The organism is Cytobacillus sp. EB106-05-05-XG126 (assembly GCF_058791715.1).
This window is the reverse complement of the sequence record NZ_JBYTDU010000002.1, coordinates 47,714-66,014: the sequence shown is the minus strand read 5'-3', so window position 1 is coordinate 66,014 and position 18,301 is coordinate 47,714. Positions and strand designations below refer to the sequence as shown.

The window sequence follows — 18,301 nt, the reverse complement described above, 5'->3', positions numbered from 1 at the left end:
GCATCCTTTTTATAAATTATATTTGGTTTTCGTATGCCTGCTGGAATTTTTGGATATCTCCGGCACCCATAAACATAATTACACTTTCCTCATGATTTCTTAGGATAGCTGTTTCTTCCTCATTTAAAATTTGTGCATTAGGAATTTTATCCTTTAGATCATTGATCGTGAGCTTTCCATGGTTTTCCCGGGCAGAGCCAAAGATTTCACATAGATAAACCTTGTCAGCCAAATTGAGGCTTGATGCGAAATCCTCAAGAAATGCCTGAGTCCTAGTAAAAGTATGAGGCTGGAAAACGGCGACAACTTCCTTTTCAGGATACTTTTGTCTGGCAGCTTCTACAGTTGCCTTAATTTCTGTCGGATGATGGGCATAATCATCAATAATTACTTGAGAGCCCACTTTCTTCTCGGAAAATCTTCTTTTCACCCCTTCAAAGGAAAGAAGCTGTTCCTGAACAATCTTCGCATCAATCTCTTCATAATGACATAAAGCGATGACAGCTAAAGAGTTCAGGACGTTATGATCTCCATAGGCGGCAATTGAAAACGTCTCATAGAAGGTATTGCGGACAAAAACGTCAAATGTTGTTCCTTCAGTCGTCTTAACAACATTGCGTGCCTGGAAATCATTTTCTTCTCCGAAACCGTAAAATACGACAGGCACCTTAGCCTGTATTTTTTGCAGCTGTTCGTCATCACCACATGCAAAAATGCCCTTATTGACTTGCCAAGACATCTCCTGAAAAGCAGAGAAAACATCTTCAACATTGGCAAAGTAGTCAGGGTGGTCGAAATCGATGTTCGTCATTATCGCATAATCCGGGTAGTAAGAAAGGAAGTGTCTTCTGTATTCACAAGCTTCAAAAACAAAATACTCAGCTTCTTCGTCCCCTTTTCCCGTACCGTCTCCAATAAGGAATGAAGTTGGTTTTGCACCTCTCATAACATGTGCAAGCAAGCCTGTAGTGGATGTTTTTCCATGTGCTCCTGTAACAGCAATGCTTGTGAAATTCTTCATGAAATCACCTAAGAAGCGGTGATATCGCACAACAGGCAAGCCAAGCTTCATTGCTTCCTCAATCTCTTCATGCGTGTCCGGATATGCATTCCCGGCGATTACCGTCATGCCCGGCTGTATATTTTCCTTTTGAAAGGGAAGGATCTTTATTCCAGATTTTTCAAGTGCCACCTGTGTAAAAAAGTGTTTCTCAAAATCGGAGCCTTGAACCTGATAGTTCATATCATGCAGAACTTGTGCCAATGCACTCATTCCGGACCCCTTAATACCTACGAAATGGTAAATAGTCATATAAAGAACCTCCAACCATCGTATATCTGTAAAACAGTATATGACATATATCTAGTTTTGCGCATATCCCTTGAGAAGACATGCTTCCGTGACTGTGCTGCTATGCTGTTTCGATGTTATTTATATAAAGTGAAACTTCAATCAGTGGGGGTTTTCCTTATCCCCCACTGATTGTTAGTTGAACCAATCGGGCCTTTACGGGCAGTTTGATCCCCACTTATCCTCCTTTGATTCCTCTGAGTCTTGAAGTGGGGGTCTTACTGCCCGTTAGACTGCGATAAACTTACACTTTAATGTATTGAAACATTATATCATTAATCGATTTTAAAAACTATGTAACGTATTGCCAGCTATTTATTCCCTAAACATTACATATAAACCATTGGATATCAGGAAGGCTCTCTATTCCCGCCCTGGAGCTGTTCAGCTTTACGAGAAGAATGCAAAACCGAAGTGAGCCTACCATATCCATTTAAAAGTATTGCTCTGTTATTCAACTCTTTCAAGGCGGGGGTTGGGGCGGTAACGGCGTCCTGCCTTGGCAGCGTGCTTGCCGTCTATCATTACATTATCTCCCGTGAACCCAATGGTGATCTTAAGAAGGCTGCTTCCCACACCATAAGTATCAACTGGAACACCCTTTTCTTCAAAATCACGGATTCGGGATTCGGTGAAGCCTCCGCTCACCACAATCTTCACATGGCCGAAGCCTTCGTCATCCAGCGCTTTTCTTAGAGCAAAAATCAGTTCAGCATTGACTCCACGCGGGTCAAATGTTCCCAGGACATGCTGATTTCTTAAGAAATATTGATCAATCATCGTTCTGGAGGTGTCAACCCGGACACCTTTAAGTTCATCGCCAAAAGCCCTTGCGACTTTCAGTGAGTCAGTGATTGCATCATTGTTATAATCTACAAGAGCAACTAAATCGTCTTCAGGAAACGTCTCCTGATAAGCTTCAGCAGCCGCAACGATATCTCCCTTAAACATTTGAATCAGCGCATGCGGCATTGTTCCCATGCCCTTTTTGCCCCACCATTCGTTCATGGCATGTGTTGCCTGGGCTGTTGCACCCCCAATATAAGCTGCATATCCATCACCAGCCTGGGTGGTGTAATGATCATCCCGGTCTCCCATGAATATGACCTGTTTTTGAACACCGGAAACTCCTGCTGCTTTTACCACATTATAGACATTTGTGGCAACCGAAGTTCTTCTGGCCAATATGCCGTCAATGATTCCTTCGAGATAGCCGAAATCCTGATATCTACCTGTTATGGTCATTATTGTTTCAAAGGGTGAAATCTTGTCACCATCTTTTAATGAATGGATTTCCAGATCATCCGGACGGTCCGCAAATGTTTTTAATAACGCAATAACTTCATCTGTCCCGCATAGAACGGCATGACTCTTTTGAAAAAACTGCATAGTTACAATTTTATCAACGTGATATTTCTTCACAATTTCTCTGGTCTTTAGGAAATAAACCGCTGAAAACCAGCCATCTCTTACACGTTCATCAAATTTAAAAGTCTGGTTTGTCAGACGCTTTATTTCTCCCTTAACCTTCATTTCAATCTCTTTCATCCCAAGCTCCTTACAAACATGAAAGAAAGCAGGCTTGCCTGCAGACTTGGCGTTGCAAGGAGCAGGCCCCTAAGCCGGCAGGACGCCGGCTTATGAATGCTTTCTTCGTTATCGTAGTAGTTATTCATATTATTTTAAACATGCAAGTAAAGAATACCATGGATTAATTTAATGTACTAGTGTCTTGTATGGATTCAAGATCAGCCGCAGTAATAAGGACATCCCTTGGTTTGCTGCCTCTATTTTCTGAAATGAATCCTTGTTTTTCCATCATATCAATCAGCCTGGCTGCCCTATTATAGCCTATTTTAAATCTTCTTTGCAGACTTGAAGTGGAAGCAGAGCCCTGATCAACAACAAACTCGCATGCTTCAAAAAACAGTTCATCCTCTTCTTCAATGGCTTGGGCTTTTTTCAGAAGCTCTTCCTGCTCAAATAAGTAATCAGGTTCTTGTTCCCTGCGTACATGGGCTACGACATCATCAATTTCTTTGTCTGAAACAAATGTCCCTTGGAGCCTGACCGGCTTTGAGGATCCATTTTCAAGGAAAAGCATATCTCCCCGGCCCAGCAGCTTTTCCGCTCCGCTTATATCAATGATTGTTCTTGAATCAATTTGAGATGACACAGAGAATGCAATCCTTGTTGGGACATTCGCTTTGATTAAGCCGGTAATAACATCTACGGAAGGCCGCTGGGTTGCGATAATCAGATGCATTCCGCATGCACGGGCTTTCTGTGCAATCCGGCAAATGGCTTCTTCCACATCGGCCGGCGCCATCATCATCAGGTCTGCCAGCTCATCAATCACAATGACCATAAATGGAAGCTTCTCTGAATATTGCTGATGCTCTTCAGCCAGCTCATTAAAACGGTTTATATCCCGCACACCGGCATGGGCAAATAATTCATATCTCCGCTCCATTTCCTCTACAGCCCACTTCAGGGCAGCTGTTGCTGCTTTTACATCGGTAATAACCGGGCTGACTAAATGGGGGATTCGATTATATGGTGCAAGTTCGACCATTTTCGGGTCAATCAGGAGAAGCTTTAATTCATCCGGACTTGCCTTATACAAAAGGCTTACAAGGATCGTGTTGATACAGACGCTTTTCCCTGATCCCGTTGCACCGGCAATTAAACCGTGGGGCATTTTCCTTAAATCCGTCACAATCGGCTTTCCTGAGATATCGAGGCCAAGCACAGCAGTCAATGGGGAGCTGCCATTCTGGAACTCAGGGGTGTTTATGATCTCACTGATAAATACCGGACGGCTGCTCTGGTTTGGAACCTCAATGCCGATTGTATGCTTTCCTGGAATTGGTGCCTCAATCCTAATATCCCTTGCTGCCAGACTAAGCTTGATATCATCTGAGAGGTTCGTGATTTTATTCACCTTGACCCCCGGTTCAGGCTGCACTTCAAATCTTGTTACAGAAGGTCCTTGCGTAACATTGACTACCCTGGCCCTGACATTGAAATTCTGCAGGGTGGAGTTTAACATCTGTTCCTGTTCGTAAAGCCAATCAGATGTTTCATCCATGATTACCGGCGGTGTCAGTAATGTCCGCGAAGGGAATTGGTAATACGAAATGTCATCTTCCGCCCGATATATCTGCTGTTCCTTCATCCTGTCCGATTCCGGTGAAGTCGGGTAATCCTCCATTCTTTCCGCTGAAGCAGCAGTCTGCTGGATGCTTTCAGATGGAAACACCGTGATATTATTTTTTTTTTCATCTGCAGGCTTTGATATTTTCCCCTGCTGGTTCATTTTTTTTCTGTCATTGTTCAGCATAATGACGTTGAATGGGATTGACCCTCTGGAAGAAGGCTTTTCCTCTTGAACATTTTTTTCCTGCACTGGATTCGGCATATCTTCATTCTCTGATTCTATGTTTATATCCTGGATTAATTGACCTTCCTCTAGAACCTCTTCAGCCTCTGGTTCAGGGATCGCATTAGAATTTAAATCATCCTGTCCGGAAAGTTCTGCTGTGTCTTCTGTGTATTCTTCTGTTTCTTCTTCATGAAGAGCCTCTTCAATCATATTTGCGAGCGATCTGCTGACTTCAGATTTTTTTTCATGATCAATGCTCTCTTCATGGTTTGAAAACTCATTGCCTGCTGGTTTGGAAGAATCAGGATGGATGACAGGTTCCAGCTCATCGTCCAATGCTGCATGTGTTTCCACTTCACAGGGTTCTTTTTCTTGGTTTTCCTCTGGAACTTCAAACATTAATTCAGATGCTTCACCTATTTTATATTTTTTTGCTACCGGTTCCTCTTTTTCCAATGCAGCAGCCTGTCCCTGGAAAGCTTCCAGCTTATCAGTAATGACGGTTTTTCTTTCTTTTGGCGAATCAGCAGCAGCCATCTTCGGCCTATTTTGAGGCTTCTGCTGAATTTTGCGCATAACCTCATCGTATGTAATTTCCCTGCGGTTATTTTCCTGTTCCCCGTTCCCTGATTGATCCTTAGGAGTGTTTGAACCTGGTCTCTTAAAACCATATATCGGGGATGGAATTTCTGTTGGCTGGAAAGGCCTTTTCTTATTGGCAGCCTCTCTTTCGTTGCGGGTCAGGATTTTTTCTTCACTTGCAGGTGATGGCGCAGTCTTTTTTTGCCGCTCCCTTTCTGCGGAACGGGGCACCCTTTTTTCATGAAATGGAGAATCCGCCGGTTTTCTCTGCCGCTCCGTTTCCCTTATCCTTGGCTGCCGTTTTTCAGGTGTTTCTTTAACCGTCTGCCCGCGTGTATACTCCTGCTTTTGCTGCCTCTTATTATCCCGGGCTGCTTCATGGTCAGGTATGACCGGAAAACGGAATTGGCCTTTAGGATATTGATAAACTACTTTAGCGTCTACATCTCTTGAACTTTCTTTTGTACTTTGAGAAGCAGGCTTTTTCTCTTGGTTTTGCTCATCCGCATGGTCTTCAAATTCCTCATAGTCTTCATCATTATCTTTAAACATATGGAACAGCTTCTTAATCCAGCTCATTTATATCAACTCTTTCTATCAAAAACTTTGTTAGACTATCTCTATTATTTTAGCAGTTATTCACAGATTTTGAATAAGAAATCCGAGAATGAGTCCTTTTAAAGGCAGAATGGGTAAATTTACAAACAAACGAAGAGCTGCAGACATACTTTCGACTCAGAGCAGTTAAAAGATTTATTTGTACAGACATCTGACTTTTTTCACAATTCTGTTTTACTTTTTAATAGAAATAATTGATTGTTATATAATTCGAAAACAAATAATCACTCCTGGGGGTTTATTTCCCTTTTTTCAGAATGGATCAGCACGGTTAACAAAAAGACTCTTTTCGTATGAATTGTTGTATTTTCACCCATCAATGCTGCCCGTTTATTTCCGCTCCAGGATGCTCAGCGAACCGTGGGCAGGCGCTGAGCATCCTCGACGCTGCGCGTCTGCGGGGTCTCACCTGTCCCGCTACTCCCTCAGGACTTTGAATATACTTTCTTGAGTAAAACACCGCACGAAGAAAATACGAAGGCATTTTCGAGGATCTCGCCCCTTCCGCTACAATCAACTCAGTAAATAATATACAATTAGCAACAAACCTTGCGAAAACAGCCAATAAAAAAGACCACATTGATGTGGCCTTTAAAAGCTATTTCTTTTTATTCTTACCCAAAATAAATATGGGTTCAAACTCTCCATTTTCGTATAAAAATGATAGGGAAGTAATGGGCACTCTTCCGCTCGCAAAGAAACTCATAGTCATCTGGGCGAGAACGTCATAGCCTGTTTCATTTTTAATATCAGCAATGATTAATACATCCTGATGCGGAATTGCCACTGCCATGGTTCCTTCTGCTTTCCTGCTCATTTCTTTAATGAACGAATCATTCAGTATCCTGCTTGCATCATATCCATCATTTTTATTTAAGAAATAGAAAGTGTTGCCTGCTACAGTATCCGATTTCATATCTGTCGAGAGAGATCTTACATTAAATAGAGCCGTTTCTTTAATTCTTTCCGGATTCCAGCCCTCTTTTTCCATTAGCTGTGCATCAATAAGTCGATACGTTTTACCGAGGTCAAGGGCATAATAGATCCGGGTTTCAGCCGTGTGTTCATCTGTCATAAAAGGAACGCCTTCCTGTGATTCACCCGGAAAAGAGGTTGATCGAATGACCGGAAAAATGTTTTTTTCATGTCCGGATAAATGAGCATCCTCCACCATTGCTTCCAGACCTTCTTCCACATAATAAACGACTTCGTCAATCGCTTTTTCCTTTTGCTCCTGCCATTTAGCTATAATGCCCGGCAGAGAGATGGTAATCCCCTTTCCCGTGTTCTTATTTTCTATTCTAAGCTGATCTTTTTCCCTGTCAAAAGAGAAAGTTCGGTTCTCTTTTGCTAAGCGCTGCTCCAATTCATTTTTCATTTTCCTGCTATCCATTTTCATATATAAGCCCCTCCTTTGGGGATTGATTTCCGACTATCATTTTACACTAATAAACCCTCCTGCTCAAAAAAGATGCAGGAGGGCATAAAAGCGGAAGTGACTTGCCCGCCACTGAAATCGAGGGGGCAGGCGCTGAAGCTGTTTTATCAAATAATTGCCAGGCCTAGTTTTCCAGAGTTTGAATAAAGTTCTCGATTTCTTCCTGAGTTTTGCGGTCTTTGCTGACAAAGCGGCCGAGCTCCTGACCATCCCTGAATCCAATGAAGCTCGGAATGCCAAAGACATCAAGCTCAATGCAAAGATCAATGAATTGATCGCGGTCTACATAAACGAAATTATAGTCCCTATATTTTGCTTCAATTTCAGGCAATACCGGTTCAATCACCCGGCAATCAGGACACCAGTCTGCTGAAAACATGAAAATGTGTTTCCCGCTGCTGCGCATCTCGTTAAATTGCTCTATTGATTCCAATTTTTTCATTTCCTTCCGCCCCCTGTGCTGATATGTAGGTCTCCATATTGGATCCAGCCTTTTTTCCTCATATATTCAGATAATATCAGGCTGATGAGAGCGGGTCCAATAATATGCAAGATGATGACCTTCATCCAAACGTCCGGGCCAAAGCCCATCGTGGTAAAAGTCATAATCTGGCCAACAAGCCCGCTTGTACCCATCCCTGCCCCTGCAGCATTGTTTTCCATCAGCCAGATGGTCGTGCCAAACGGTGCGAGGATCGCACCTGCGATTGTTGGCGGAATAAGGATGCGAGGGTTCCTAATAATATTAGGAACCTGAAGCATGGATGTTCCAATTCCTATCGCAATTAAACCGCCCATTTTATTTTCCCTGTAGCTGCTCACAGCGAAGCCGACCATTTGTGCTGCACAGCCAATTGTGGCAGCTCCTGCTGCAACTCCGTGCAAATCAAGCATAAGTGCAATGGCAGCTGAAGAGATGGGAGCCGTCAAGGCAAGTCCCATTAATACCGCGACGATGATACCCATGAGGATCGGCCTTTGTTCGGTTCCCCACATGATCAGGCTGCCAAAGCTTTTCATCCCAAAGTCAATTCCGGGTCCAATAAGAGTAGATACGACATAACCCGATGCAATGGTTACAAGCGGTGTTACAATGATATCCACTTTTGTTTCCTTACTGACCAATTTACCAAGTTCCGTGGAAATAAGGGCTGCAGCGAAGCTCCCTGCCGGCCCCCCGAGAGCCGCGCCTGCAGCCCCGCTTGCGATGGCTGAAAAGACAACCAGCGGCGGTGCATTCAGTCCGTATGCAACTGCCACTCCAATGGCAGGCCCCATCAGCCCCATTGCCAGAAGGCCCATTTCCTGCAAATATTTGATATCAGTCTGTTCCCCAATTGTCTTAATAATCAGCCCGATGATCAGCGAAGCAAACAAGCCCAGCGCCATGCTGCTCAGTGCATCTATAAAATAAACTTTAGCTGAAAGGGTAACCCCTTTTCGATTCAGAAAAGCTCTCATAATTTTCCCCCTATGTAAAAGTTCTGCATTTATCGCAGTCTAACGGGCAGTAAGACCCCCACTTCAAGACTCAGAGGAATCAAAGGAGGTTAAGTGGGGGCAAACTGCCCGTAAAGGCCCGATTGGTTCAACTAACAATCAGTGGGGAGAGAAGCATTCCCCACTGATTGAAGTTTCACTTTATAAGATAACATATGTAAAGACACTTGTAATATAAAATCTTCTGTATTTTTATTGTTCTTTTGTCAGGGGCTTTCTATTATATAAATTAAAGATTCAGCTGCTTATTAAGACAAAACAAAAAAACGAAGGGCAGCGCCCCTCGTTTTAGTTATTCATTTGAACAGAATTGGCTATTTCCATCATCGCAGCGGCGTCAGAGGATAAATTTCTGGTTTTAGCCTGCGTTGATAATTTTACGCCTCCAATCCCAACGACCAATTCATGTTCGTCTTTCTTTCCGCTGTTAATTAATAGGAAGCCATTATGTCCCTCTTTTGTAAACGTCTCTTTAACTTCAAATTCATCTTTCTGCTTTAAGGTAGCATCATAAACAATCTTGCTGTCCGAATCTTCATGCTGGTTGTAAAAAAGGATGTATCGTTTCGAACCATTTTTTAAGATGATGTTATTTGGGCTTGCCTCTTCTACTTCATAGCCGAAAGGCAAATAATATTCTATATCTTCAAACTTATGATTGGTCTTTTCAGGTGATTGGTTAAATGCTTCCTCTGCAGCATTCTTTGCGGCGGTTTGCTCTTCTTCCAACGATGCTGAACAGGCACTGAGCATTATAAATGAAATAAATAAGAGCAAGGCTGCGGTGAATCTTTTACTCATTCTATTGTCCCCTCCTTGCATGGATTCTCATATCCTTCCCTATCATACATTTCTTCTCAATAGTCTGACAACCCTTCATATCAGGATTGGCAGCCTTTTCACTGCGTTACTTCCTAGAAGAAATGTTAAAATATAAGAATATTGCATAAAGGAGGAAAAAGAATGGAAATAACCGTCTATTTAGCAGGTGAAATACATTCCAATTGGCGCAATGAAATAAAGGAAAAAGCAAAATTATTACAGCTGCCTGTTCATTTTACAGGTCCAATGGAAAATCATGACCGTTCTGACATGATTGGAGAGGAAATTCTCGGGACGCAGCCAGATGCAATACTTCGAGATGAAGCTGCTTCAGGCATTAATAACTTAAGAACACAGCTTCTAATGCAAAAATCAGATCTGGTGATTGCATTATTTGGTGAGAAGTACAAGCAATGGAACACCGCCATGGATGCAAGCGCAGCTGCCGCACTTGGAAAGCCGCTGATCCTTATCCGTCCAAAGGAACTTCACCACCCTCTAAAAGAGCTTTCAAGCAAAGCAAATGTTACTGTTGAAACTGTCAGCCAGGCATTGAAAGTTTTGTCGTACATCTTTGAAACCGAATAAAAAAAGGGGGTAGCGCTATGCTATCCCCTTTTTCTATATTCATATTGCCCGATAAGAAGCTTCATGACATGCGAGAACATGGCAGCACGGTCAATCTGCCCATTTGTAAAAATTCCAACTGCTCCTTCATTTTTACGGACGTTTTCTATTTGTGCATAATCATCCATGACAGGACCCAGTTCTTCGCCAGCTGATAGCCTTTCTGCAACAGCATCAGGAAGAGGAATCCTTGCTCCGCCTGCAATAATCGGAGGCTTTTCTTTTTCCGCCAGAGCCCCCCAGTTACAGAGAAAAAGCCCATATTCTGTTTTTTGCACACCTCCCTCTAACCCAATGCCGATTTGACCTCCGGATATTTCAAGTGCTCCAAAAGCTCTGTTAATGGCCCCTTTAATGGTTTCTTCATCAGAAAATGGCTGATCATTCACTCCCGAGGGCACATCTTCGGACATAATGTCTGCTTCATAATCACTAAAGGCCGCCTGTACTGCCGAAATCTTTGCAGGATTTTTTGAACCAATGATGATTTTCATAAATGCTCCTTTCTTTTGACAGGAAAAAGAGACAGCACCTGCTGTCTCATCTGATTAACTGTTTTGACGAATTGTCTCTACTGTTGAACGGTCACAAGACTTTACAAGTTTAACAAGCAATTCTTTTGCCGCTGCATAATCGTCGACATGCACGATGGATGCATGTGTGTGGATATAGCGGGAGCAAATGCCGATTACTGCACTGGGAACACCTTCGTTGGATACATGAACTTTTCCGGCGTCTGTTCCGCCCTGTGAGACGAAATACTGATATGGGATGTTATTCGTTTCGGCTGTATCCAGTACAAACTCCCTCATGCCCCGGTGCGTTACCATTGAACGATCAAGTATTCGCAGCAGAGCTCCCTTGCCTAAGTGCCCGAACTCGTTTTTATCCCCTGTCATATCGTTGGCAGGGCTTGCATCCAGCGCAAAGAAAATATCAGGAGTGATCATATTCGCTGCTGTCTGTGCACCTCTTAAGCCAACCTCTTCCTGAACTGTTGCTCCTGAATAAAGGATATTGGGAAGAGCTTCATTCTGGACTTCCTCTAAAAGCTCCACAGCCAAGCCGCATCCGTAACGGTTATCCCAAGCTTTCGCCAGTATTTTCTTTTCATTCGCCATTGGTGTGAATGGACAGATAGGCAGAATTTGCTGTCCTGGCTTAATGCCTATTCTTTTGGCATCTTCACGGTCATCCGCCCCAATGTCAATCAGCATATTCTTTATTTCCATCGGCTTTGAGCGCTTTGCTTCGTCTAAAAGATGCGGAGGAATGGAACCGATAACTCCTGTCACAGGTCCCTGATCTGTAATAATTTGTACTCTTTGTGCCAGTAAGACCTGGCTCCACCAGCCTCCAAGTGTCTGAAAACGGATCATGCCATTATCTGTAATGCTTGTGACCATGAATCCCACTTCATCCATATGTCCTGCTACCATTACAGTCGGGCCGCTTTCATCCCCTCTTTTAACTCCGAAGATGCCCCCCAGCTTATCCTGAACAACTTCATCTGTATATTGGCTGATTTGTTCGCGCATGAATTTCCGGACTAAATGCTCGTTTCCAGGTGCCCCGGGCAACTCTGTCAATGTTTTAAAAAGCTGCAAAGTTTTTTCGTTCATTTATTCTTCTCCTTTTTCAATCAATAGATTGTCTATGCAGATATGTATAAAGTGAAACTTCAATCAGTGGGGAGTGCTTTTCTCCCTGCTGATTGTTAGTTGCGGCCCACAGGAAGTGGGTCACAAAGACGTTGCCACAGGACGTGGCGTTCTTAGTCTTTGTTCGTTTTTCGGGCCTTTACGGGCAGTTTGCCCCTCACTTATCCTCCTTTAATTCATCTTAGATTTGAAGCGGGGGTCTTACTGCCCGTTAGACTGCGATGATCTTATTTTACAGAACTTTCATACGTCTTTCCACCATTTCAGCCAGGAAATTTCGACTGACGAAATGCAATATTTATTTTAGTTCCAGCCTATTTTTGGTAAGATAGATTTGGAAAACAGAAAATTTTAATAATGAATTGCTTATATCATCAGCCTGGGGAGGTGCAATTATGAATTGGAAATCTTTTATGTTAGGTGTAGGAGTTGGTTTGGCAAGCGGATACGCAGCAAGGGAATTGCTTTCGCAGAAAACTTCTGTTTCCCCGGAAAAAGCTTTAGCTAATGCAAAGGATGCCTTTAAGCAGGAAGGTCCGATTAGTGGTTCATGGATTCAAATGAAAGCTGAACCTTATGAAAAGGGACATTTAAAATATCAGGTCTATAAGGGCGGCATTTCAAGATTTTCCGGTGAGGAAGCCGAGCAGTATGAGTTCATTGCTGATGCAGAGACTGGAACCATTTTGGACGTCTTCCCGCTGCATTAATCGCCAGCAGCCGAGTTGTATTAAAAAATCCCCGGATGGGGATTTTTTAGCTTTTTTGCTTTTCCACTTTTTCAGCAATATTTCCTGCTTCATCCCACTTGACTGCCCTGTAGAAAGCATCGTGGTAAAAAGTGAACCATGCATTTTTCTTCATCCCGTATTCCATCCATTTTTCCTTGGCGCTGATGGAATCCATCGGGTAGTCATCATAAGCGAGGACCCATAAAACATTTGCATGGGCATGTGTAGGCATGATATCAGCCATATGAATGACGGTATCGTCTTCATCTTCTATAATCAGGATGGAATGTCCGTCACTATGGCCGCCTGTATGCACCATTTTAATAGGGCCGAGTGTCCACTCCCCATCAAAAACTTCCACCTGATCCTGAATGGACTCCCAGTTTTCCTTCCAATATGTATTTCTTGAGCGAATATTAGGATTTCTCATTTCCTCCCATTCCACCCGTGATGCGATGATTCTGGCGTTAGGATATACTGAAGAGAACTTTCCTTCTTCCGGTTTCGTCAGTCCGCAGGCATGATCAAAATGAAGATGCGTCATAAGGATATAATCGATATCCCTTGGAGACAAACCGTGCTTCGCTAAATCCTGTTCAACAAACGACTCTTCAAGCGCTCCGAAATTCCTCTTCTGTTTTTCATTCAGTTTCCCATTTCCCAGACCAGATTCGACTAAAATATTCTTACCTTCAAATTGAATAAGAATGGGATCTGTTCTCAGCTCGATCTGATTTCTTTCATTGCATGGATATCTTTTTGACCACAAAGGCTTCGGAACTACTCCAAACATGGCTCCGCCGTCAAGATATGTGACACCGCCGCGAAGCCAGGACAGCTTTAAGTTATTTAACTTCAATGTTTCCATGAAAATCCCCTCCAGTTATGATTTCTGAGCAAGCGCTCACTTTCCCTTTACCACATCATAACATTTAAGCGCTTACTTATAGAAATATTTAAACTATTTATGCGCAAATACAAAAAATAAAAAGTCTATCCATATGGATAGACTCAATTATCTGTATTGCACTTCACACCGGAATATACGGCTTCCCCTTGATGAGAACTTTTCTTCATATTCGGTCATGATGTTTCCTTCAAAGTCACTATTGTGAAGATCGAGGCTGACAAATGTCAGCAGCATGCCATAATCGGAAAAACTCATAAGAGAAGATTCAAACAGTCCCTGGTTATCGGTCTTGAAGTGAATTTCTCCCTTATCCACAAGAATATCTTCATAAATATCCAGGAAGCTTCTATAAGTCAGCCTGCGTTTTGCATGACGCTTCTTCGGCCATGGATCTGAAAAATTGAGGTAGACACGATTGACTTCGCCTTTTTCAAAGTAGTCCCGAAGATCATTTGCGTTTACATTCAAAAGCTTTATATTTGGAAGCTCTTCCTCAATGATACGATCCAGTGCGGTGACAATTACGCTTTCAGCCAGCTCAATTCCAATATAGTTAATATCCGGGTTTGCTTTTGCCATACCAGTTATGAAGCGGCCTTTTCCTGTTCCAATTTCTATATGAAGGGGCTGATCTTTATCGAATGCTTCCTTCCACTTTCCTTTATATTTTTCAGGTTCTGAAATTACGTATTGAGGATATTCGGCTAATTTATCCTTTGCCCAGGGTTTATTTCGCTGTCGCATATTGACACTCCTAAAAATTAATATCGTTCAAACAATATCATGCCCATCACTGTGATGCAACTTTATTTTTTAATTTGGTTTATCCCTTGCCTGCAGTTTAACCTAATGGCATTTAAACACTTAAATTACATCCCCGCATGAATAAATAAAAAAGGAATCCACAACCTAAAAGTGAATTCCTTTTGCACTTATTTTCAGATTCAAAAGAAAGGGTGTTTTTCATGCCGCTTGGACACCAGGATCAATTAAATTTATTAAAAGATATTTTAAGCAATCATCAGACAGATTGCTGTGGCTCTATTTCAGAATGTGAACAATTGGAACGCCTGGTTAAATCATTAATGATCAACGGAAACATTAATCAAAACGTAAAAACAGTATTAGAAGAAATTTATGAATACAGTCAGCATGGAATCAATTCTTCCCAATTGGATACCCACATTGAATCCCATCAGAATGATTTATCACAATGGGTACAGGATATTGATCAATTTTCGTAAATCTCATAGAAGCTCATCCAGGTAAGAAAGCCACTTGTCCATTTCCTGGAATCTGAATTTATTTTTATGCCATTGGATAGATGTCAAAGTCTGTGCAATCACATACCATTTCATGCGGAGCAGCAAATCCTCTGTCAATTGAATGCCATACCGCTCAAGCCAATTCGGCCATTCTTCTTTAGGAATGTACCAATATAGCAGCATGCCCAGGTCGATGGCGGGATCTGCTATCATGGCTCCATCCCAATCAATCAAGTACAGCTGGTTGTTTTCCGCAAGCAGCCAGTTGTTATGATTCACATCGCAGTGGCACACCGTATTTTCTTCACAGCGGATATGCGAAACTTCTTTTTTAAGGAAATCGACCGACTGAATAACAGCAGCCTGCTCCTTCAAATCACAGTCCAGCTCTTCCTCTATCAAATGCAGAAGAGTTTCAGGCTGCAGCGGAGACTTCCCCATTCTTGTCAGCATACCAAGCAGCGGCTTTGAAGAGTGGATCTTCCTCAAAAGCTTTGCCACGCTTTCCCGGTTCATGTCAGAAGCTTTCAGCTCCCGTCCATTAAGCCATTGCTGGGCAGTTATAACGTCTCCATTTTCCATTCTTTTTGTCCAGATAAGTTTCGGGACGATTCCTTCCGCAGATAGAACCGCCAGGAAAGGAGAAGAGTTTCTTTTAAGAAAAAGCCTCTGCTCATCGTTCTTTGCATAAAAAGCTTCCCCTGTCGCCCCTCCGGCGGGAACAATCTCCCAGTCATGTCCAAATAAATGTTCCAAAATTGTTCACCTGCAATTTAATAAGCCATTGGTTGTTAAATAGCTTGAGTTGAAAAATAAGCCCTGTTTTTTGCATCAAGACTTATTTTGCCATGGCCGATAAAAGGGCCGTTGCTTAGTAATGTTATGTTCTATACGACTATAATGCATTTTTGCAAATATAGCTGTTTATCAGGTTAATTAAGTAAAGCACCAATAATGCACAAAAGTAATCAGCAAATATAAAACCACTAATGTAACGGAACTAAAAATAAAAAAAAGAGCTATTGATGTAAGTTCCTCACAATAGCCATCTTTATAAATTTTATTCTTACTGGCTTTTTTCGTCAAGTGCATCTATTTAGGTTTACGGAATATCATCAGGAAAAATGATGTTTTTTCAGGTGTTTATATCAGTATTTTCTAATTGAGGGTAATGTTTGCAGAAAAAAGCAGCAGCCTATTTCTATTTTCTGCAAACCAGCACATATGAACTTATTGGCGGAATTGTCAATCTGGTGCTTATCTTGCGTATTGTGGAATTGCCGGCTGTATATTCATCTGCAATTAGGTCCCAATCCCCGTCCGGAAGCAGAATTTCTTCTTCCGTCGCTGAAGGATTGATAATAACTGCTGCGCGGCTGCACCCGGCATTTTGATCAGAGCTGGTTAAGACATATCCAATTAGCGGTTTTTTAATATCCATGAACCGCATGGAATTCCGGATTAATTCTGCATCGGCAAGCCTGAAAAGAGGAATTGACCTTCTAATGCTGATCATCCCTTTAATATATTCAACATTATTGAAATAACGTGATTTTCTCTCCCAGTCCAGTTGATTGATGGAGTCTGGAGCCCGGTAGCTGTTTCCATTCCCGCCTTTGGTCCGATAAAATTCCTGCCCGCTATGCAGAAATGGAATTCCCTGTGACAGGAGTACCATTACGGTTGCCAATCGGTGCTTTTTTTGCTGTGTAATCGAATCCGCATTTTCAGAACAAACCAGGATTTTATCCCATAGAGTGTGATTATCGTGGGATTCCACGTAATTTACTGATTGCGATGGGGAAAGGAAGATGCCTTTCTCCTTTTTTTCAAGGCCAATGCTTCCGGCCAATACCTGCTTTGCCGCATCATAGTAATGGTCATTCCCTAACGCGTATCCTTTATCATATAAATTAAAGGTGCTGCCTTTGATGGAATCTCTGAACCAGTCATTGAATTGGCCGATTCCCGGCAGCTTTTCCTGATTGCGGATGCTTGCTTTCCGGTCTTCCGGTATAGGGGTATTCAAATCCCAGCCTTCTCCAATGATAATGACAGCAGGGTCAATTGATTCCGAAATTCTGCGAACCTCATTCATCGTTTCGATATCGAGGATACCCATCAAATCAAACCTGAAACCATCAATTTGATATTCCTTCATCCAGTATGATACGGAATCAGCAATAAATTTCCTGGCCATCAGGCGCTCAGAAGCAAAGTCATTTCCAACTCCGGTGCCATTTGAAGGCATTCCATATTGATCATGGCGGAAGAAATAGCCCGGTACGATTTTTTCAAAAGAAGAATGCTCACGAATATATACATGGTTGTAGACTACGTCCATTATGACTCTAAGCCCTTGGGAATGAACAGCCTGAACCAAAGCTTTCAATTCTCTAATCCGTGAATAGGGATCCAGGGGATCGGAAGAATAGCTTCCTTCCGGGACATTAAAATGGAGCGGATTATAACCCCAGTTGTATTCTTCTTTTGGACTTTTTTCATTTACACCTTCAAAGTCATGGACAGGCAGAAACTCAATGTGAGTTACACCGAGCTGTTTGACATATGACAGGCATGTCGGCTCCCCGTCACTGCCAACAGTGTTTTTCTCGCCCGCTCCCAGATAAAGGCCTTTCTGTTGTGCCCCGCTCCCTGGATGAATGGTAAAATCCCTAATATGTGTTTCATATATGATAGCATCTGTCGGCTGATGGAGCGTTGGAAGCTCAGGCTTCTTTATTTTTGTACTTTCCAGATTGACGACAGCCCCATATTCACCATTCATAGCCGAGGACACAGCATATGGATCTACAGCTTCTTTCCACTCCAGGTTAATGCATACCAGGAAAGAATAAAGAAAACGATCGAGGTCACCGGCTGCTTCACAGCTCCAGACTCCCCTCTCGCCTCTTGTCATTGGAAAAAGCTCCGCTTCCCCCTCCAATGCTCCTTTTAACTTCAGCTTTACCATTGCGGCTGTCGGAGCCCAGAGCCTGAAGCACGTCTTTTCTTTGCTGTATGATATACCTAGAGGTCCGTCATAATAGAACTTCTTATCAAAATCACTTGTTCGAATGACCGCTCCGATTTGCAGGTCTGTTTTTCCGCCATATTCATCCACTATCCAATATTGTTTCCCGAATTCCACATCATGGTCTATTTTGCATGTATATTTAACGGCGTCCTCAATCGGGTTGCTTTGCAATATGTCTACAGGAAACTCTTCCTCCACGTCTGAAAGGAGAGAGAACCCGGAAGAACGTCCCTGATGATAGCTGAAAGGAAGTAGAATCGTAATGATGTGCATTTCATCCAGGTATGCATTAAAAGTCCGTTCAATCGTTATCATTCCGAACTCAGCTCCTTTGCTTAGTAGGACGGTAATTTAAGAGCAGCTCTCTCCTAAAA

The 18,301-nt window shown here is 42.5% G+C and carries 16 protein-coding genes; 3 read left to right on the top strand and 13 right to left on the bottom strand.

Annotated features, from left to right (window positions below; all coding sequences use genetic code 11):
- Window positions 1–16: 16 nt before the first annotated feature.
- The 7 genes from murC to AC3WTL_RS10795 form a co-directional block, all read right to left on the bottom strand.
- Window positions 17–1,312 (bottom strand): UDP-N-acetylmuramate--L-alanine ligase, encoded by a 1,296-nt coding sequence (murC, locus tag AC3WTL_RS10825; protein ID WP_048010834.1) that lies wholly within the window; start codon window positions 1,310–1,312, stop codon window positions 17–19.
- A 489-nt stretch (window positions 1,313–1,801) separates the two neighbouring features.
- A complete protein-coding gene (locus AC3WTL_RS10820; RefSeq protein ID WP_197213075.1) occupies window positions 1,802–2,899 on the bottom strand; it encodes a nicotinate phosphoribosyltransferase in 1,098 nt (365 codons plus the stop codon).
- Window positions 2,900–3,062: 163 nt separating this feature from the next.
- Window positions 3,063–5,897, bottom strand: coding sequence for a DNA translocase FtsK (locus tag AC3WTL_RS10815; RefSeq protein WP_252219575.1), 2,835 nt, complete (start codon window positions 5,895–5,897; stop codon window positions 3,063–3,065).
- A gap of 637 nt (window positions 5,898–6,534) precedes the next feature.
- Entirely contained in the window at window positions 6,535–7,335 is an 801-nt protein-coding gene (locus AC3WTL_RS10810; RefSeq protein WP_492369412.1) for a DUF1444 domain-containing protein, read from the bottom strand.
- Between the two features lie 163 nt (window positions 7,336–7,498).
- Window positions 7,499–7,816 carry a thioredoxin family protein gene (locus tag AC3WTL_RS10805; RefSeq protein ID WP_197213069.1) on the bottom strand — a complete coding sequence of 106 codons (318 nt, stop codon included), beginning with the start codon at window positions 7,814–7,816 and terminating at the stop codon, window positions 7,499–7,501.
- Window positions 7,813–8,835, bottom strand: coding sequence for a PTS sugar transporter subunit IIC (locus tag AC3WTL_RS10800; protein ID WP_197213067.1), 1,023 nt, complete (start codon window positions 8,833–8,835; stop codon window positions 7,813–7,815). Before AC3WTL_RS10800 ends, AC3WTL_RS10805 begins: the two co-directional genes overlap by 4 nt.
- Window positions 8,836–9,162: 327 nt before the next feature.
- Window positions 9,163–9,675 (bottom strand): outer membrane protein assembly factor BamD, encoded by a 513-nt coding sequence (locus tag AC3WTL_RS10795; RefSeq protein WP_248348241.1) that lies wholly within the window; start codon window positions 9,673–9,675, stop codon window positions 9,163–9,165.
- A gap of 162 nt (window positions 9,676–9,837) precedes the next feature.
- On the opposite strand from AC3WTL_RS10795, the gene AC3WTL_RS10790 reads away from it, so the two are divergent.
- Complete coding sequence (locus tag AC3WTL_RS10790) at window positions 9,838–10,284, top strand: YtoQ family protein (RefSeq protein ID WP_163142289.1); 447 nt, start codon at window positions 9,838–9,840, stop codon at window positions 10,282–10,284.
- Between the two features lie 20 nt (window positions 10,285–10,304).
- On the opposite strand, the gene AC3WTL_RS10785 is transcribed toward AC3WTL_RS10790, so the two are convergent.
- Together AC3WTL_RS10785 and AC3WTL_RS10780 are read right to left on the bottom strand one after the other, a co-directional pair.
- Window positions 10,305–10,817 carry a DUF84 family protein gene (locus tag AC3WTL_RS10785; RefSeq protein WP_048010826.1) on the bottom strand — a complete coding sequence of 171 codons (513 nt, stop codon included), beginning with the start codon at window positions 10,815–10,817 and terminating at the stop codon, window positions 10,305–10,307.
- A 54-nt stretch (window positions 10,818–10,871) separates the two neighbouring features.
- Window positions 10,872–11,945: a M42 family metallopeptidase gene (locus AC3WTL_RS10780; protein ID WP_197213060.1), complete on the bottom strand. Its 1,074-nt coding sequence runs from the start codon at window positions 11,943–11,945 to the stop codon at window positions 10,872–10,874.
- A 434-nt stretch (window positions 11,946–12,379) separates the two neighbouring features.
- On the opposite strand from AC3WTL_RS10780, the gene AC3WTL_RS10775 reads away from it, so the two are divergent.
- Window positions 12,380–12,694: a PepSY domain-containing protein gene (locus tag AC3WTL_RS10775; RefSeq protein ID WP_048010824.1), complete on the top strand. Its 315-nt coding sequence runs from the start codon at window positions 12,380–12,382 to the stop codon at window positions 12,692–12,694.
- A gap of 46 nt (window positions 12,695–12,740) precedes the next feature.
- On the opposite strand, the gene AC3WTL_RS10770 is transcribed toward AC3WTL_RS10775, so the two are convergent.
- Together AC3WTL_RS10770 and trmB are read right to left on the bottom strand one after the other, a co-directional pair.
- The gene (locus AC3WTL_RS10770; protein WP_222500185.1) at window positions 12,741–13,583 is read right to left on the bottom strand and encodes a YtnP family quorum-quenching lactonase; all 843 of its coding nucleotides are present in this window, start codon (window positions 13,581–13,583) and stop codon (window positions 12,741–12,743) included.
- Between the two features lie 147 nt (window positions 13,584–13,730).
- On the bottom strand, window positions 13,731–14,369 hold the full coding sequence (gene trmB, locus AC3WTL_RS10765) for a tRNA (guanosine(46)-N7)-methyltransferase TrmB (protein WP_197213058.1): 639 nt from the start codon (window positions 14,367–14,369) through the stop codon (window positions 13,731–13,733).
- A 221-nt stretch (window positions 14,370–14,590) separates the two neighbouring features.
- Between trmB and AC3WTL_RS10760 the strand changes: the two genes are divergently transcribed.
- A complete protein-coding gene (locus AC3WTL_RS10760; protein ID WP_035330369.1) occupies window positions 14,591–14,869 on the top strand; it encodes a YtzH-like family protein in 279 nt (92 codons plus the stop codon).
- Window positions 14,870–14,872: 3 nt separating this feature from the next.
- Here the strand turns inward: AC3WTL_RS10760 and AC3WTL_RS10755 are convergent, their stop codons facing one another.
- Together AC3WTL_RS10755 and pulA are read right to left on the bottom strand one after the other, a co-directional pair.
- Window positions 14,873–15,646: a phosphotransferase family protein gene (locus tag AC3WTL_RS10755; protein ID WP_197213056.1), complete on the bottom strand. Its 774-nt coding sequence runs from the start codon at window positions 15,644–15,646 to the stop codon at window positions 14,873–14,875.
- Window positions 15,647–16,091: 445 nt separating this feature from the next.
- The gene (pulA, locus tag AC3WTL_RS10750; RefSeq protein WP_252219586.1) at window positions 16,092–18,242 is read right to left on the bottom strand and encodes a type I pullulanase; all 2,151 of its coding nucleotides are present in this window, start codon (window positions 18,240–18,242) and stop codon (window positions 16,092–16,094) included.
- Between the last annotated feature and the right edge of the window lie 59 nt (window positions 18,243–18,301).

Coding starts and splice junctions, on each gene's coding strand:
- pulA (WP_252219586.1), bottom strand. CDS start 18,242: ATGATAACGATTGAACGGACTTTTAATGCATACCTGGATGAAATGCAC.
- AC3WTL_RS10775 (WP_048010824.1), top strand. CDS start 12,380: ATGAATTGGAAATCTTTTATGTTAGGTGTAGGAGTTGGTTTGGCAAGC.
- AC3WTL_RS10770 (WP_222500185.1), bottom strand. CDS start 13,583: ATGGAAACATTGAAGTTAAATAACTTAAAGCTGTCCTGGCTTCGCGGC.
- AC3WTL_RS10820 (WP_197213075.1), bottom strand. CDS start 2,899: ATGAAAGAGATTGAAATGAAGGTTAAGGGAGAAATAAAGCGTCTGACA.
- AC3WTL_RS10785 (WP_048010826.1), bottom strand. CDS start 10,817: ATGAAAATCATCATTGGTTCAAAAAATCCTGCAAAGATTTCGGCAGTA.
- AC3WTL_RS10790 (WP_163142289.1), top strand. CDS start 9,838: ATGGAAATAACCGTCTATTTAGCAGGTGAAATACATTCCAATTGGCGC.
- AC3WTL_RS10810 (WP_492369412.1), bottom strand. CDS start 7,335: ATGAAAATGGATAGCAGGAAAATGAAAAATGAATTGGAGCAGCGCTTA.
- trmB (WP_197213058.1), bottom strand. CDS start 14,369: ATGCGACAGCGAAATAAACCCTGGGCAAAGGATAAATTAGCCGAATAT.
- AC3WTL_RS10760 (WP_035330369.1), top strand. CDS start 14,591: ATGCCGCTTGGACACCAGGATCAATTAAATTTATTAAAAGATATTTTA.
- AC3WTL_RS10800 (WP_197213067.1), bottom strand. CDS start 8,835: ATGAGAGCTTTTCTGAATCGAAAAGGGGTTACCCTTTCAGCTAAAGTT.
- AC3WTL_RS10805 (WP_197213069.1), bottom strand. CDS start 7,816: ATGAAAAAATTGGAATCAATAGAGCAATTTAACGAGATGCGCAGCAGC.
- AC3WTL_RS10815 (WP_252219575.1), bottom strand. CDS start 5,897: ATGAGCTGGATTAAGAAGCTGTTCCATATGTTTAAAGATAATGATGAA.
- AC3WTL_RS10780 (WP_197213060.1), bottom strand. CDS start 11,945: ATGAACGAAAAAACTTTGCAGCTTTTTAAAACATTGACAGAGTTGCCC.
- AC3WTL_RS10795 (WP_248348241.1), bottom strand. CDS start 9,675: ATGAGTAAAAGATTCACCGCAGCCTTGCTCTTATTTATTTCATTTATA.
- murC (WP_048010834.1), bottom strand. CDS start 1,312: ATGACTATTTACCATTTCGTAGGTATTAAGGGGTCCGGAATGAGTGCA.